Below are 15,312 nucleotides of genomic sequence, written 5' to 3' on the forward strand. Positions count from 1 at the left end.
GGAACAGACCGGCGGACCTACGGTCGCGTAGGCGAGATTTGCCGTGTGAGGTACGACAGACCCGCTCCGGCGTGCGATTACCCGCTGGTAAGTTAACGGCATGACGAGCACCGACGCGTTGTTGTTCAACCCGGCCACCTACGACCCGCAGCAGTTCGACGCCGAGACCCGGCGGCTGCTGCGCGCGACCGTCGAGTGGTTCGAGTCGCGGGGTAAGCAGCAGTTGCTGGCCGACGACGCGGACGCGGTGTGGACGGCGGACTTCCTGGACTTCGTCGCGAAGGAGAAGCTGTTCGCGACCTTCCTGACCCCGGCCGCCTACGCCGACGGCGACGAGAACCGGCGCTGGGACGCGGCCCGCAACGCGGCCCTGTCCGAGATCTTCGGCTTCTACGGCCTGGCCTACTGGTACGCCGAGCAGGTGACCATCCTCGGCCTCGGCCCGATCTGGCAGAGCGACAACGAGGAAGCCAAGCGGCGCGCGGCCGCGGACCTGGCCGAGGGCCAGGTGATGGCGTTCGGGCTGTCCGAGCGCGAGCACGGCGCCGACATCTACAACACCGACCTCGTGCTGACCCCGAGCGAGCCGGGCAGCGCCGACGCCGAGGCCGGAATCCTGTTCCGCGCCAACGGCGAGAAGTACTACATCGGCAACGGCAATGTGGCGAGCATGGTGTCGGTGTTCTCCCGGCGCGCCGACATCGATGGCGCGGACGGTTACGTCTGGTTCGCCGCGGACAGCAGGCACGAGAACTACCGGCTGCTGGGCAATGTCGTGCACCAGCAGATGTACGTGAGCACCTTCCGGCTGGAGAACTACCCGGTGCGCGCCGCGGACATCCTGCACACCGGACCCGAGGCGTTCTCCGCCGCGCTGAACACGGTCAACGTCGGCAAGTTCAATCTCTGCCACGGCGGCATCGGCATGGTCGAGCACTCGTTCTACGAGGCGATCACGCACGCCAACAACCGCATCCTCTACGGCAACCCGGTCACCGAGTTCCCGCACGTACGAACGAATTTCGTCGACGCCTACGCGCGCATCGTGGCGATGAAGCTGTTCAGCGACCGGGCCGTGGACTACTTCCGCAGCGCGAGCCTGCAGGACCGGCGCTACCTGCTGTTCAACCCGATGACGAAGTCCAAGGTGACCTCCGAGGGCGAGACCGTGATGACGCTGCTGCTGGATGTGCTGGCGGCCAAGGGATTCGAGAAGAACACCTACTTCGCCGAGGTGGCCCGGCTGATCAACACGCTGCCCCGGCTCGAGGGCACGGTGCACGTGAACGTCGGGCAGATCCTGAAGTTCATGCCGAACTACCTGTTCAACCCGAAGGAGTACCCGGAGGTCGGCACCCGTCAGGACGCCGCCGACGACGAGTTCTTCTGGCATCAGGGCCCGGCCCGCGGCGCGGGCAAGGTGCAGTTCGCCGACTGGACCCCGGCGTATGCGAAGCACGCCGACATCCCGAACGTCGGCCGCTTCTTCGAGCAGGCCCAGGCGCTGCGCACGCTGCTGAGCACCGCGGCCCCCAGCGCCGATCAGCAGAAGGACCTGGACTTCATGCTGACCATCGGCCACCTGTTCTCCCTGGTGGTCTACGGACAGCTGATCCTGGAGCAGGCGGCGCTCACCGGCCTGGACCGCGATCTGCTCGACCAGATCTTCGACTTCCAGATCCGCGACTTCAACACCTACGCCACCACGCTCTACGGCAAGCCGTCCGCCACCCCGGATCAGCAGGGCTGGGCCGCCTCGGCGTTGCGCCCGCCGGTGGCCGACCGTCCGCGCTTCGACCGGATCTGGGCCGAGGTCGCGTCGTACGACGGTGCGTACGAGATGCGCCCGTAGCCAGCACTACGAAAAGGCCGGTCCCGCAACGATTGCGGGACCGGCCTTTTTCGGATAGCTGGGGTCAGGTTTTGCCGGGGAAGGCGATCGTCGGCGGGTTGGTCCCCAGGATCGACTGCCAAGTGGCAAGGCGCACAGCGCTTTCGGTGAGCGCGTCGACGCCCATGCGGCGGACGTTCTCGGTGTCGCCGCGTTCGACCACCGAGCGCCAGGCCACCGCGGTGTCGGTCTCGACCGTCGCGGCCAGCCGGGCCGCCGGGATCGGGTCGTTGACCGGGAACGGCATCGTGTAGGCGGCGTCCGGCGGCGGCGCGGTGACGCCTGCCGAGGTGAGCGCATCGATGGTGGCGTCGCGGCGGGCCCGGTGCGCGGCAGTGCTTTCCGCGACCAGACGGCCGCGTTCGGCCGAGGCGTAGGCGGCGATCACACCGTAGGCGTACACCGCACCGTATTCGGCGCGCAGCGCGTCCAGCAGCGCCTGGCGTTCGGTATCGGTCATGCCAGCAACACTCCCGCCTGAACGGCGCAGGCCGCGCTGATCGAGGCGAGCAGCCCCGCCCGGTAACCGGACTGGCCGCGGGCCAGATCGGCGGCCGACTGGCGCGACTTGGTGAGCTGCGCGCGTAGCGCGTCGACCGCCGGGGGCGGGCTGGGTGGGATCGCCGTGCCGGAGGCCACCGCGGACGGACCCGAGGACTGTCCCGGACCGTTCTCCCGGGTGCGGTGCACCGGCTTCGTACCGTCGCCGTAGACACCGATCAATCGATCGATCTCCGCCTTCAAAGCGTCTGCGTGCGCGGTCCTTTCGGCCGCGATCGCGGTCAACGCGCTGTGCCGCTGCGGGGTCAAGGCGATGGCCGCGGTCGCCGCGGCGGCGTCGGTGCGGGCCTGAACCTCTTGGGCGGCAAGCGGATCCGGTTCGTACACCTTGTCCTCGGTGCCGCAGCCGGCCAGTGCGCCGATGGTCAAGGCGCCGACCGCGCCGCCACCGGCCAGCCGTAACATGCTGCGACGGTCCACGGTGAACCGGGAACCGTGCCGGTCGGACGGGATGCCGGAGGTGCACAGGACGATCGGCTGCGCGGGAAGGCGGATAGGCACGGCACCATCGTGCCAGATTCCCGGGACTGCTCCGGACGAGGCATCGTGTGGCGAGCGTAGTGGCTGCCCGTTGGTCCTTTACACTCTCTGGGCGCGTTACGCTAGACCCTCGGTATAAGTAATTCCGACCGCCGTCACAACTGAACCAGGAGCCGCCCCATATGCCGATGCCGACCGAGGAAAGGCTGAGCCAGCTGATCGCCGGGCTCGTCGAACGCCGAGGATTCGACCTCGAGGGCGTCGAGATCTCGACGACCGGTAAGCATGCGGAGGCGCAGGCTCGAGTGAAGGTGACCGTCGACAGCGACGGGCCTTCCGATTTGGACACCATCGCCACGCTCAGCACCGAACTGTCGGAGTTGCTGGACGAGGCAAACGATTTCGGCGAGACGCCGTATCTTCTAGAAGTCACCACACCGGGCGTGGACCGTCCGCTCAGCGCGGACCGGCACTGGCGTCGCGCGCGCGGGCGCAAGGTTCGCGTCCTGCTGCGCGACGGGGCGCCCGCTCCCGAGCCGGGCGGTGCGGCGAAGTTCGAAGCCAGGGTGGGTGAGCTCAGCGGCGAGACAGTGGCGCTGGTGCTCGGTGGCAAGCACAAACCACATGTGGTGCACGTCCCGCTCGCCGATATCGCCGAGGCGGTCGTGCAGGTGGAGTTCTCCAAGCCGGGCGCGAAAGAGCTGGAACTCGCCGGGGGCATCATCCCCGGTCGCCCGGTACCTGGCCAGCAAGATGACGAGCCGGCGGTCGACGCCGCGGATGTTCGAGGATCAACACCATTACTACCCGAATCAGTAACAGCGTCCGATTCGCCGACCGAAGGGACCGTGGAATGAACATCGAAATCGAAGCCCTGCGCGCGATCGTCGCCGACAAGGGGATCTCGATCGAGACCGTGATCTCCGCGATCGAGTCGGCGCTGCTCACCGCCTACCGGCACACCGAGGGGCACCAGCCCAACGCGCGCATCGACATCAACCAGAAGACCGGCACGGTCCGGGTGATGGCGCGCGAGCTGGACGCCGACGGCAACATGGTCTCCGAATGGGACGACACCCCAGAGGGTTTCGGCCGGATCGCGGCGACCACCGCCCGCCAGGTGGTGTTGCAGCGGCTGCGCGACGCCGAGAACGAGAAGTCCTTCGGCGAGTTCTCCACGCACGAGGGCGACATCGTCGGCGGCGTGGTGCAGCGCGATGCCAGAGCCAACGCCCGCGGCACCATCGTGGTCCGCATCGGCAGCGAGATCAACGGCGCGGAGGGCCTGATCCCGCCGGCCGAGCAGGTGCCCGGCGAGACCTACGAGCACGGTGACCGGATCAAGTGTTACGTCGTCGGCGTCTCCCGCGGTCCGCGCGGCCCGCAGATCACCCTCTCGCGCACCCATCCCAATCTGGTGCGCCGGCTGTTCGCGCTCGAGGTACCCGAAATCGCCGACGGCTCGGTGGAAATCGTCGCGGTGGCGCGCGAGGCCGGGCACCGCTCCAAGATCGCGGTGCGCAGCACCGTGTCCGGGGTCAACGCCAAGGGCGCCTGCATCGGCCCGATGGGGCAGCGGGTGCGCAACGTGATGAGCGAGCTGGCCGGCGAGAAGATCGACATCATCGATTACGCCGAGGATCCGGCGACCTTCGTCGGCAACGCGCTCTCGCCGTCGAAAGTGGTGTCGGTCACCATCGTCGATCCCGAGGCGCGCGCCGCGCGGGTCGTGGTGCCGGACTTCCAGCTCTCGCTGGCCATCGGCAAGGAGGGGCAGAACGCCCGCCTGGCCGCCCGGCTGACCGGCTGGCGGATCGATATCCGCAGCGACGCCGCCCCGGACATGGGCGGCGGCTCGGTGCGGACGGAGGCGCACCGGAGTTGACCGGAACCGACGCGGCACACCGTCCGTTGGACATCACGGGTCGGGAATCGGACCGTCGGGATGACATGTTGGTAACTTCCGCAGGGGAGCGGTTCGTTGATCCGACCGGGTCGGCGGTAGAGTGGACACAGGTTCAGCACGCGCAACCGATTCGGACCTGTATCGGATGCCGGAAGCGCGAGTTGGCCGCCGATCTGTTACGGATCGTCGCACGGGAAACGGTTACCGGAAACGGCCCGAATTCCGTCACGATCCTTCCCGATCCGCGGCGCAGACTTCCCGGACGGGGTGCCTGGTTGCACCCCGTCTCGGCTTGTCTGACCGCGGCAGAACGGCGCCGAGCATTCGGCAGAGCACTAAGAGTGTCCGGAAATCTGGATATCTCAGCCCTGGAGAAGTACCTCGAGAACAGGCACGAGCACTCATGAGCACACCGTGAAGCACCAACGATGAACGTCCATCGGAGATAACCCGAGGTCGTGCGGGCCCCGTCCCTGAACAACGGGTGCACCTGCTCGACCTCTCAGTGAGGAGAGCAGTGGCAGGCAAGGCCCGCGTGCACGAGTTGGCCAAAGAACTCGGTGTCACCAGCAAGGAACTACTCGCACAGCTCAAGGAGCAGGGCGAGTTCGTGAAGTCGGCGTCCTCGACGGTGGAAGCTCCCGTCGCGCGCCGTCTGCGTGAGTCGTTCGCATCCAAATCAGCCCCCGCGAACGGCACCAAGTCGGGATCACGCCCCGGCCCGTCCTCGTCGGCCCGTCCGGCCGCGAAGCCCGCAGGAAACGGTCCCCGTCCGGGACCGCGTCCGCCGGCTCCCGCGCCCGCCCCGGCCGCGGCAGCACAGCAGGAAACCGTCCGCGAAGCCCCGCGGACCAGCGAGGGACCGGCCGTGAAGCCGGGCCCCGCAGCACGTCCGACCCCGGCTCCGGCGCCCAAGCCGGCCGCCGCCCAGGAAGTCGCGCCGGCCCCTGCCGCCGCGGCCGCCACCGAAACCCCCGCGAGCTCCGCGCCCGCCGCACCGGCCGGGCCGCGCCCGACGCCGAATGCCGCGCGTCCGGGTCAGCAGCAGCGTCCCGGTGCCGCCCCGGCACAGGGTTCGCCGCGTCCGGGTGGTTCGGGTCCGCGTCCGGGTCCGAAGACCCCGCGGGTCGGCAACAATCCGTACTCCTCGGCGCCCGAGCGTCCCGCGCCGCGTCCGGCCCCCGGCCAGGGTGGCCCGCGTCCGGGTCCGGCCCAGGGCGGTCCCCGTCCCGGCCCGGCTCAGGGTTCGCCGCGTCCGGGTACTCCGGCGCAGGGCGGCTCCCGTCCCGCGCCCGGCCAGGGCGGTCCCCGTCCCGGCGGACCGCGGCCGAGCCCCGGCTCGATGCCGCCCCGGCCTAACCCGGGTGCGATGCCGTCTCGTGCGGCACGTCCGGGCGGTGCCGGTGGACCCGGCGCCGGTCGTCCGGGTGGACCCGGCGGTCGTCCCGGCGGCGGTGGCGGCGCAGGTCGTCCCGGTGGCGGCGGCGGTGGCGGTGGTTACCGCGGCGGCGGCGCTCCCGGTGGTGGCGCAGGTGCAGGCACGGGTGCTCCCGGTGCCGGTGGCGCTCCCGGTGGTTTCCGCGGTCGCCCCGGTGGCGGTGGCGGCGGTCGTCCGGGTGGTCCCGGTGGTCGTGGCGGCGCGGCCGGCGCGTTCGGTCGTCCCGGTGGCGCACCGCGTCGTGGCCGTAAGTCGAAGCGGGCGAAGCGCGCCGAGTACGAGAGCATGCAAGCTCCCGCCATCGGCGGCGTGCGGCTGCCCCGCGGCAACGGCGAGATCATCCGCCTCGCCCGCGGCGCCTCGCTCTCGGACTTCGCGGAGAAGATCGACGCGAACCCGGCTGCCTTGGTACAAGCCTTGTTCAACCTCGGCGAAATGGTCACCGCTACCCAGTCGGTGAACGACGAGACGCTCGAGCTGCTCGGCAGCGAGATGAACTACGTCGTGCACGTGGTCAGCCCGGAGGACGAGGACCGCGAGCTGCTGGAATCGTTCGACCTGACCTACGGCGAGGATGCCGGCGGTGAGGACGATCTCGAGCAGCGTCCGCCGGTGGTGACCGTCATGGGTCACGTCGACCACGGTAAGACCCGACTGCTGGACACGATCCGTAAGGCCAACGTCCGTGAGGGCGAGGCCGGCGGTATCACCCAGCACATCGGCGCCTACCAGGTGATGACCCACCTCGGCGAGAACGATCGCCTGATCACCTTCATCGACACCCCGGGTCACGAGGCGTTCACCGCCATGCGTGCCCGTGGCGCGAAGGCCACCGATATCGCGATCCTGGTGGTCGCCGCCGACGACGGCGTCATGCCGCAGACGGTGGAGGCGATCAACCACGCGCAGGCGGCCGACGTGCCGATCGTGGTGGCGGTCAACAAGATCGACAAGGAAGGCGCGAACCCGGACAAGATCCGGCAGCAGCTGACCGAATACAACCTGGTGGCCGAGGAATACGGTGGCGACACCATGTTCGTCGACATCTCCGCGCGGGAGAACATCAACATCGATGCGCTCCTCGAGGCCGTCCTGCTCACCGCGGACGCGGCACTTGACCTGCGGGCGAACCCGGACATGGACGCGCAGGGTGTGGCCATCGAGGCCCACCTCGACCGCGGCCGTGGCCCGGTGGCGACCGTGCTCATCCAGCGCGGCACGCTGCGCGTCGGCGACTCGATCGTGGCGGGCGACGCCTACGGTCGCGTCCGGCGCATGGTCGACGAGCACGGCGAGGATGTCATCGCGGCACTCCCGTCGCGGCCGGTCCAGGTCATCGGCTTCACGTCGGTGCCGGGCGCCGGTGACAACCTCCTGGTTGTCGACGAAGACCGGATCGCTCGCCAGATCGCCGACCGCCGCAACGCACGCAAGCGCAACGCGCTGGCCGCACGCAGCCGCAAGCGGATCAGCCTGGAAGATCTCGATGCCGCACTGAAGGAGACTTCGGAGCTCAACCTGATCCTCAAGGGCGACAACTCCGGTACCGTCGAGGCCCTCGAAGAGGCGCTGCTCGGTATCCAGATCGACGACGAGGTTCGGCTGCGGGTCATCGACCGCGGTGTCGGTGGCGTCACCGAGACCAACGTCAACCTGGCGTCGGCGTCGAACGCGATCATCATCGGGTTCAACGTCCGGGCCGAGGGCAAGGCCACCGAGCTGGCCAACCGCGAAGGCGTGGACATCCGGTACTACTCGGTGATCTACCAGGCCATCGACGAGATCGAGAAGGCCCTCAAGGGCATGCTCAAGCCGATCTACGAAGAGGTCGACCTGGGCCGGGCGGAGATCCGCGCGATCTTCCGTTCGTCGAAGGTCGGCAACATCGCCGGCTGCATGGTGCTCGAGGGTTCGGTCAAGCGCAACGCCAAGGCGCGCTTGCTCCGCGACAACGTGGTGATCGCCGAAACCGTCACGATCTCTTCCTTGAAGCGGGAAAAGGACGACGTCACCGAGGTCCGTGAGGGCTTCGAATGCGGTTTGACGTTGACCTACAACGACATCAAGGAAGGCGACATCATCCAGGCCTACGAGCTGCGCGAAAAGCCGCGCGACTGAGTTCTCCGACCGCACGTCACGCCGGGCCGTCCGCCCGGCGTGACGTGCGGGACGAGCTCTCGAAAGCTCGGGCCTTTTGACCAAAGAGGTGCGTAGTTGTTCCTGGGGGCACTCGAGTTCGACCTTCTCCTCGGAGACGTGCACTCACTGAAAGAGAAGCGTTCGGTGATCCGGCCGATCCTGGCCGAATTGCAGCGCTTCGGCGTGAGTGCCGCCGAGGGCGGCGAACAAGACCGCCATCGTCGCTCACTGCTGGGAGTTGCCCTGGTCAGTTCCGGTATGGAACACCTGACCGAGGTACTCGACCGTTGTGAGCGGCACGTCGCGGCACGTCCGGAGTTACAGTTGCTGGCAGTGCGCCGCAGGATCTTCGGACCCGAAGACTAACTATCTAGTGAGGAAGGTTCAGCCATGGTGGATCAAGCCAGGGCACGCCGACTCGCCAAGCGGATCTCCTCGATCGTGGCCACCGCGATCGAGTACGAGATCAAGGATCCGCGGCTGGGTTTCGTGACCATCACCGATGCCAAGGTCACCGGCGATCTGCGCGACGCGACGGTGTACTACACGGTGCTGGGCGAAACCTTGGACGCCGAACCGGACTATGCCGGCGCTGCGGCGGGCCTGGAGAAGGCCAAGGGGGTACTGCGCTCGAAGGTGGGCGCGGGCACCGGCGTGAAGTTCACGCCGACCCTGGCGTTCGTGCTCGACAAGGTGCCCGAAGCCGCCAAGGACATGGAAGAGCTGCTGGCACGGGCCAGGGCCGCGGACGAAGAGGTGGCCAAGGTCGCCGCCAACGCCAGGCACGCCGGCGACGCCGACCCGTACAAGGTCGAACGCGACGACACCGAGTGACCTGCGGTAGACGATGACGACAATGCGGGACGCGGTCGACCTCGAATCTGCGGTCGAGGCGTTGAACGCCGCCCGCTCGGTCACCATCGTCTGCCATGTACAACCGGACGCCGACACCGTCGGCAGTGGTCTCGCGCTCGCGCTGGTCTTGCACCGGCGGGGGATTCCGGTCTGGGTGTCGTTCGCCGAGCCGGCGGAGTTGCCCGAGTCGATGCGGTCGCTGCCGGGCGTGCACCATCTGGTGCCGCCCGCGGAGGTGCCCGCGTCGGTCGATCTGCTGATCGCGGTCGATTGCGGCAGCGTCGGGCGGCTCGGCGCGCTCGCCGACCGAATCGCCGGGGCCGCAACGACTTTGGTGATCGATCATCATCGATCCAATGACCGTTTCGGGTCGATCAATCTGGTCGATGCCGGGGCGGAATCGACGACCAGCCTGATCGTGCGGTTGCTCGATGCGTGGGGTGTGCCGATCGATCTCGAAGTAGCACACTGCCTTTACGCGGGGCTGGTGACCGATACCGGGTCGTTCCGCTGGGTTCGGCCCGGCACCCACGAGCTGGCCGAGCGGTTGTTGGCCACCGGGATCGACGGCGGCGAGATCGCCAGGACCTTGCTGGACACCCATCCGTTCGGGTGGTTGACCATGCTGTCCCGCGTGCTCGCGACCGCGCAGCTGGTGCCGGGCGTGCGCGGAGGCATCGGGCTGGTGTACGCGTTCGTGCGGCTCGACGACATCGCCGAGGTGAGTTCCGAAGAGGCGGAGAGCGTCATCGACATCGTCCGCACGACGTCCGAAGCCGGAATCGCCGCGGTATTCAAGGAATCCGGGATCGGCACCGATCGATGGACGGTGTCGTTGCGTGCGCGCGACAGTCGGCCCGGCGCGGATGACGGAGTGGACGTTGCCGAGGTAGCGACGGCGCTCGGGGGCGGTGGGCATCGCTTTGCCGCTGGCTACACGGCGTACGGGGCTGCCGACGACCTGGTTGCCACCTTGCTCGCCGCCTTGGGCTGAGCGCTGTCGGTCGTCGCCGCGCAGTGCCCTACGCATCCAGTCGTTGCCTCATGCGGGGTTAGCGCTGAGGGGTCAGGTATCTCGTACAACCGGTCCTGGACTGCTCGATCGGTGCTCCGCGGTCGACTGAAGCCGATGGCATATTGCTGCCGCGTCGCGCTGTTTATTTGGTGTGCGAGCAGTGACGGGGTGTGTGAAGGCGCTGGTCTGTCGGTGCCTCGTGGCAGGGTAACGGGAGTAGTTGCCGCGCCGGGTGGCGGTGCCAGGCACGTTGCCGAGTATGCGGGTGCCGCGATTCGATCGGGCTGTCCGGTGCGCTGGATGCGTTGTGGTGAGGGAGGTTTCATGAGTGGCGAGTCGCCGACCGAGGGTGACCCGGCGGAGGGTGCGGCGCCGTCGACGGTTGCCACCGGGGCGATGGTCGACCCGGCGGCGGAGGTCGGGCCGGGGCGGATACTGCGGATCGCGGTGCCGACGCTCGGTGTGCTCGTCGCGGAGCCGATCTATCTGCTGTTCGATCTCGCGGTGGTCGGGCGGCTCGGGGCGCTCGCGCTGGCCGGGCTCGCGGTGGGCGGATTGATTCTGGCGCAGACCAGCTCGCAGCTGACCTTCCTGTCCTACGGCACCACCGCGCGGGCCGCGCGCAAGCACGGTGCGGGTGATGAGCGCGGCGCGGTGGCCGAGGGGGTGCAGGCGACCTGGCTGGCCATCTCGGTCGGTGTATTGATCCTGGTGCTGGTTCAGGTCTTCGCGGTGCCGTTGACCGGTGCGATCGCCGGCGGTGGGGAGATCGCCGACGAGGCGCTGGAATGGGTGCGGATCGCGCTGTTCGGGGTGCCGTTGATCCTGATCTCCATGGCGGGCAACGGGTGGTTGCGCGGGGTGCAGGAGACTCGTCGTCCGCTCATCTATGTTGTTGCCGGGCTGATTGTTTCGGGTGTGCTGTGTCCGGTGCTGGTGCACGGGTTGCTCGGTGCGCCGCGGATGGAGCTACCCGGTTCCGCCGTCGCGAACGTGGCGGGCCAGCTGGTGATGGCCGGGTTGTTCCTGAATGCGCTTGTCCGGGAGCGGGTTTCGCTTGCGCCGCAGTGGCTGGTGATGCGCGCCCAGCTGGTCCTCGGGCGGGACCTGATCGTGCGCAGCCTCGCCTTCCAGGCGTGCTTCGTCTCGGCCGCCGCGGTCGCCGCCCGGTTCGGCGCGGCCTCGGTCGCCGCGCATCAGCTGGTGCTGCAATTGTGGAATTTCCTTGCGCTGGCCCTGGATTCACTGGCCATCGCCGCGCAAACCCTGGTCGGTGCCGCGCTAGGCGCGGGCGATGCACCAGGTGCCCGCGCGCTGGCCAAGCGGGTCACCGGCTGGTCGGAAATCTTCGCCCTCGGCCTCGCCGCGTGCTTCGCCGCAGGCGCCGGTTTGATCCCGAGGCTGTTCACCGACGACCCCGCCGTGCTGGACCGCACGCACGTCACCTGGTGGTTCTTCGTCTGCATCATCCCGGTCGCCGGCGTCGTCTTCGCCCTCGACGGGGTTCTGCTCGGCGCGGGCGATGCCGCCTACCTGCGCACCACCACGCTCGGCTCGGCCCTGCTCGGGTTCCTCCCCGCGATCTGGCTGTCGCTGGCCTTCGACTGGGGGATCGCCGGAATCTGGTCCGGCCTGGTCGCTTTCATGGTGCTGCGCCTGGTCGCCGTGTCCTGGCGGGCCTGGTCCGGCCGTTGGGCGCAGATCGGCGCCGAGGTTCCGGGGCCGGTCAAGGCCGTCGGATGACGAGGTCAGCTGTTGGTCAGGAAGCAGGCGTCGTTCGGCAGTTGCTCCACCAAGCCGACAGGCACCGTCACCTTGGCGCAGGCCAGCGTCGGGTACGAGCTCGGCGTATCGGAATCGGCGGGGAAGTCGGCGCAGTAGGTCAGGGCCAGATGCTCGCCCTCGGCCAGCCGGCGGGTCAGCGTGAAGTCGGCCGGCGCGGGCTGCCTGGGGGACAGCGTGTTCTGCGCCGGATTGCCGTCGACCAGCAGCGTGCACTGCACGGTGCCGCCGGCGAGGTCGGTGCTGATCCGGGTCGGCGTCGCGGTCAAGGTCTCCCCGGCGACCTGCAATGTCGCGCTGCTCGGCGGACTGATGGTTGCCCCGGCGAGACCTGGAATGGCGAAGCCGGCTGCCGCAGCCGATGATGCCACGACAATCCCTCGGAAAGTGTTGCGTGCGATCATGTTCGGTCAACCTACCGGGTCGCGCGCGCAGATCCACCGGGTTGCGGGTTCCGAGATAATTGCCTCATTTCGGTTTGGGCGCGCGCCCGAGGGGTTCCTCATGCGTAGCGCACATTGCGTGCGAACGCCCCCGGGTGTTCCTTTCCCGGCGGGGTGCCGGGCGCGAACCGGCTCGAGTGTGCCAAGGTAGGTGTGGTGATACCCAAGTTGATGGCGGTGAGCGACATTCACGTCGGGCACCAGGGGAATCGGCCGGTGGTCGAGCAGATTCATGCCGACTCACCGGAGGACTGGCTGATCGTGGCCGGGGACGTGGGGGAGAAGACCGACGACGTCCGGTGGGCGCTGGAGCTGCTGCGCGGCCGGTTCGCCAAGGTGATCTGGGTGCCCGGCAATCACGAGCTGTGGACGACGGCGAAGGACCCGGTGCAGATGACCGGTGTCGCACGCTACGACTACCTCGTATCGATCTGCCGCGACCTGGACGTGCTGACCCCGGAGGACCCGTTCCCGGTCTGGGAAGGCGCGGGCGCCGAACAGTACGGCGGCCCGGTGACGCTGGCGCCGATGTTCCTGCTCTACGACTATTCGTTCCTGCCGAAGGGCGCCACCACCAAGGCGGAGGGGCTCGCCATCGCGCGGGACCGCAACGTGGTGGCCACCGACGAATACCTGCTCTCCCCGGATCCGTACCTGACCAGGGATGCCTGGTGCCACGCCCGCGTGCAGGTCACCCAGCGCAAGCTGGACGCGCTGCCCGAGGGCACGCCGATCGTGATGATCAACCACTTCCCGATGGTCCGGCAGCCTACCGACGTGCTGTTCTACCCGGAGTTCGCGCTCTGGTGCGGCACCGAACTGACCGCCGACTGGCACACCCGCTACAACGTGGTCTGCTCCGTCTACGGCCACCTGCACATCCCGCGCACCTCCACCTACGACGGCGTCCGCTTCGAAGAGGTGTCCCTCGGCTACCCCCGCGAATGGCAGCGCCGCGGCCTCCCCGAACGCCTCCTCCGCCAAATCCTCCCCGCCCCGGTCTACCCGCCCGGCTCACTCAACGAGTGGGGCGGCCACTTCCAGGTGACCCCGGAAATGAAGGCCGCCGCCGAGGAAATGCGCGCCAAAGCCGAGCGCCGCCGAGGCGTCTGACCGAGCCCGCGGCTGCGATCTTCGTGTGCGGCTCGTCTAGGCTCGGTGGTGATGATCGAGACAATTTTGCCCGCGGGTGTCGCGTCGGCTGAGCTGCTGGAGTATCCGGAGGACCTGAAGGCGCATCCGGCGGAGGAGCATCTCATCGCGAAGGCGGTGGAGAAGCGTCGCCGGGACTTCATCGGTGCCCGGCATTGCGCGCGGTTGGCGCTGGCCGAGCTCGGTGAGCCGCCAGTCGCGATCGGCAAGGGCGAGCGGGGCGCGCCGATCTGGCCGCGCGGCATCGTCGGCAGCATGACGCACTGCGACGGCTATCGGGCCGCGGCGCTAGCGCACAAGCTGCGCTTCCGCTCGGTCGGCATCGATGCCGAGCCGCACGCGACGCTGCCCGAGGGCATCCTCGATTCGGTGAGCTTGCCGCCGGAGCGGGAGTGGTTGCAGGCCACCGGTTCCGCGCTGCACCTGGATCGGCTGCTGTTCTGCGCCAAGGAGGCGACCTACAAGGCGTGGTTCCCGCTGACCTCGCGCTGGCTCGGCTTCGAGGACGCGCACATCACCTTCGACATCCAGGACAGCACCGGCGATTCCGGCCACGGCACGTTCCACAGCGAGCTGCTGGTGCCGGGCCAGACCAATGACGGTGGGGTGCCGTTGCTGTCGTTCGACGGCCGGTGGCTGATCGCCGACGGGTTCATCCTCACCGCGATCGTGCACGGCTGATGGACGGTCTCGGCGGGCTGCTGATCGTCGACAAGGACAGCGGCCTCACCAGTCACGACGTGGTCGCGCGCTGCCGGAAGCTGTTGCGCACCAAGAAGGTCGGGCACGCGGGCACCCTCGACCCGATGGCGACCGGCGTGCTCGTGCTCGGCGTGGAACGGGCCACCAAGCTGCTCGGCCTGCTCACCCTCACCACCAAGGCCTACACCGCGACCATCCGCCTCGGCCAGGCCACCAGCACCGACGACGCCGAGGGCGAGGTGCTCTCGACCACCCCCGCCCTGCACCTCACCGACGACGAGATCGCCACGCAGACAACAAAACTCACCGGCGACATCGACCAGGTCCCGGCCACCGTCAGCGCGATCAAGGTGAACGGCGAACGCGCCTACGCCCGCCACCGCGCCGGCGAAGAGGTCCAGCTGGCCGCGCGCCCGGTCACGGTGTCCCGCTTCGACATCCTGACCCGCCGCGACGTCCCGGACGGCGAATTCGTCGACCTCGACGTGGTAGTCGAATGCACCTCCGGCACCTACGTCCGCGCCCTGGCCCGCGACCTCGGCGCCGCGCTCGGCGTCGGTGGCCACCTCACCGCATTGCGCCGCACCCGAGTCGGCCCGTTCACCCTCGAACACGCCCGCACCCTGGGCGAATTGGCCGAAGCCGCCGAATCCGACACCGCCCTCCTCAGCCTCGACATGGACGCGGCGGTCCGAACCGCCTTCCCGCACCGCGAAATAGACGAATCCCAGGTAGACGACCTACGCAACGGCCGCTGGCTGGCCCCCATCGGCCTCCCCGGCGTCTACGCCGCCCTCGCCCCCGACGGCCGAGCCATAGCGCTCCTCCAAGAAAGCGGCAAGCGCGCCGCCTCGGTCATGGTCGTCCGCCCGTCAAACCTGTAGGCCGTAGGGTTCGGCGGGACGGAAAGCGCTACAGCACAACGAGTTACCTGCCCAGGGTCTGCGC

The 15,312-nt window shown here is 68.7% G+C and carries 15 protein-coding genes; 12 read left to right on the forward strand and 3 right to left on the reverse strand.

Translation table 11 applies throughout. From position 1 onward, the window contains the following. The first annotated feature begins 100 nt into the window (after positions 1 to 100). Positions 101 to 1,852 (forward strand): acyl-CoA dehydrogenase family protein, encoded by a 1,752-nt coding sequence (locus tag F3087_RS31370; RefSeq protein WP_150405713.1) that lies wholly within the window; start codon positions 101 to 103, stop codon positions 1,850 to 1,852. A gap of 64 nt (positions 1,853 to 1,916) precedes the next feature. Here F3087_RS31370 and F3087_RS31375 read toward each other — a convergent pair whose 3' ends face one another. Both F3087_RS31375 and F3087_RS31380 read right to left on the reverse strand, forming a co-directional pair. Further along, the gene (locus F3087_RS31375; protein WP_150405714.1) at positions 1,917 to 2,351 is read right to left on the reverse strand and encodes a ferritin-like domain-containing protein; all 435 of its coding nucleotides are present in this window, start codon (positions 2,349 to 2,351) and stop codon (positions 1,917 to 1,919) included. Beyond that, entirely contained in the window at positions 2,348 to 2,953 is a 606-nt protein-coding gene (locus tag F3087_RS31380) for a hypothetical protein (RefSeq protein WP_317983945.1), read from the reverse strand. Before F3087_RS31380 ends, F3087_RS31375 begins: the two co-directional genes overlap by 4 nt. A gap of 161 nt (positions 2,954 to 3,114) precedes the next feature. On the opposite strand from F3087_RS31380, the gene rimP reads away from it, so the two are divergent. From rimP to F3087_RS31420, 8 genes are all read left to right on the forward strand, one after another. Beyond that, entirely contained in the window at positions 3,115 to 3,789 is a 675-nt protein-coding gene (gene rimP, locus F3087_RS31385; protein ID WP_150405715.1) for a ribosome maturation factor RimP, read from the forward strand. Then, positions 3,786 to 4,817 (forward strand): transcription termination factor NusA, encoded by a 1,032-nt coding sequence (gene nusA, locus F3087_RS31390; protein ID WP_150405716.1) that lies wholly within the window; start codon positions 3,786 to 3,788, stop codon positions 4,815 to 4,817. The genes rimP and nusA overlap by 4 nt, the downstream gene beginning before the upstream one ends. Positions 4,818 to 4,885: 68 nt before the next feature. Beyond that, positions 4,886 to 5,245 (forward strand): YlxR family protein, encoded by a 360-nt coding sequence (locus tag F3087_RS31395; protein WP_223885500.1) that lies wholly within the window; start codon positions 4,886 to 4,888, stop codon positions 5,243 to 5,245. Positions 5,246 to 5,355: 110 nt separating this feature from the next. Further along, on the forward strand, positions 5,356 to 8,394 hold the full coding sequence (gene infB / locus F3087_RS31400; protein ID WP_150405718.1) for a translation initiation factor IF-2: 3,039 nt from the start codon (positions 5,356 to 5,358) through the stop codon (positions 8,392 to 8,394). A 96-nt stretch (positions 8,395 to 8,490) separates the two neighbouring features. Beyond that, positions 8,491 to 8,781, forward strand: a complete 291-nt coding sequence (locus tag F3087_RS31405; RefSeq protein ID WP_150405719.1) for a DUF503 domain-containing protein — start codon at positions 8,491 to 8,493, stop codon at positions 8,779 to 8,781. A gap of 24 nt (positions 8,782 to 8,805) precedes the next feature. Then, a complete protein-coding gene (gene rbfA / locus F3087_RS31410) occupies positions 8,806 to 9,249 on the forward strand; it encodes a 30S ribosome-binding factor RbfA (protein WP_150405720.1) in 444 nt (147 codons plus the stop codon). 13 nt (positions 9,250 to 9,262) lie between these two features. Then, positions 9,263 to 10,264, forward strand: a complete 1,002-nt coding sequence (locus F3087_RS31415; RefSeq protein WP_150405721.1) for a DHH family phosphoesterase — start codon at positions 9,263 to 9,265, stop codon at positions 10,262 to 10,264. A 417-nt stretch (positions 10,265 to 10,681) separates the two neighbouring features. Beyond that, entirely contained in the window at positions 10,682 to 12,028 is a 1,347-nt protein-coding gene (locus F3087_RS31420) for an MATE family efflux transporter (RefSeq protein WP_223885501.1), read from the forward strand. A 5-nt stretch (positions 12,029 to 12,033) separates the two neighbouring features. On the opposite strand, the gene F3087_RS31425 is transcribed toward F3087_RS31420, so the two are convergent. Next, a complete protein-coding gene (locus F3087_RS31425) occupies positions 12,034 to 12,438 on the reverse strand; it encodes a hypothetical protein (RefSeq protein ID WP_150405723.1) in 405 nt (134 codons plus the stop codon). 228 nt (positions 12,439 to 12,666) lie between these two features. On the opposite strand from F3087_RS31425, the gene F3087_RS31430 reads away from it, so the two are divergent. The 3 genes from F3087_RS31430 to truB are packed head-to-tail and all read left to right on the forward strand — an operon-like array spanning position 12,667 to position 15,248. Next, positions 12,667 to 13,623, forward strand: coding sequence for a metallophosphoesterase family protein (locus tag F3087_RS31430; protein ID WP_150405724.1), 957 nt, complete (start codon positions 12,667 to 12,669; stop codon positions 13,621 to 13,623). Positions 13,624 to 13,674: 51 nt separating this feature from the next. After that, positions 13,675 to 14,343 carry a 4'-phosphopantetheinyl transferase Npt gene (npt, locus tag F3087_RS31435; protein WP_150405725.1) on the forward strand — a complete coding sequence of 223 codons (669 nt, stop codon included), beginning with the start codon at positions 13,675 to 13,677 and terminating at the stop codon, positions 14,341 to 14,343. Next, positions 14,343 to 15,248 carry a tRNA pseudouridine(55) synthase TruB gene (gene truB, locus F3087_RS31440; protein ID WP_150405726.1) on the forward strand — a complete coding sequence of 302 codons (906 nt, stop codon included), beginning with the start codon at positions 14,343 to 14,345 and terminating at the stop codon, positions 15,246 to 15,248. The genes npt and truB overlap by 1 nt, the downstream gene beginning before the upstream one ends. Positions 15,249 to 15,312: the final 64 nt, after the last annotated feature.

Source organism: Nocardia colli (assembly GCF_008704205.1).
Classification (GTDB): domain Bacteria; phylum Actinomycetota; class Actinomycetes; order Mycobacteriales; family Mycobacteriaceae; genus Nocardia; species Nocardia colli.

Excerpts from the sequence above, each read along its gene's own strand:
- nusA (WP_150405716.1), top strand. The coding sequence starts at position 3,786 with ATGAACATCGAAATCGAAGCCCTGCGCGCGATCGTCGCCGACAAGGGG.
- truB (WP_150405726.1), top strand. The coding sequence starts at position 14,343 with ATGGACGGTCTCGGCGGGCTGCTGATCGTCGACAAGGACAGCGGCCTC.
- F3087_RS31420 (WP_223885501.1), top strand. The coding sequence starts at position 10,682 with ATGGTCGACCCGGCGGCGGAGGTCGGGCCGGGGCGGATACTGCGGATC.
- F3087_RS31370 (WP_150405713.1), top strand. The coding sequence starts at position 101 with ATGACGAGCACCGACGCGTTGTTGTTCAACCCGGCCACCTACGACCCG.
- F3087_RS31375 (WP_150405714.1), bottom strand. The coding sequence starts at position 2,351 with ATGACCGATACCGAACGCCAGGCGCTGCTGGACGCGCTGCGCGCCGAA.
- F3087_RS31415 (WP_150405721.1), top strand. The coding sequence starts at position 9,263 with ATGACGACAATGCGGGACGCGGTCGACCTCGAATCTGCGGTCGAGGCG.
- rbfA (WP_150405720.1), top strand. The coding sequence starts at position 8,806 with ATGGTGGATCAAGCCAGGGCACGCCGACTCGCCAAGCGGATCTCCTCG.
- rimP (WP_150405715.1), top strand. The coding sequence starts at position 3,115 with ATGCCGATGCCGACCGAGGAAAGGCTGAGCCAGCTGATCGCCGGGCTC.
- npt (WP_150405725.1), top strand. The coding sequence starts at position 13,675 with ATGATCGAGACAATTTTGCCCGCGGGTGTCGCGTCGGCTGAGCTGCTG.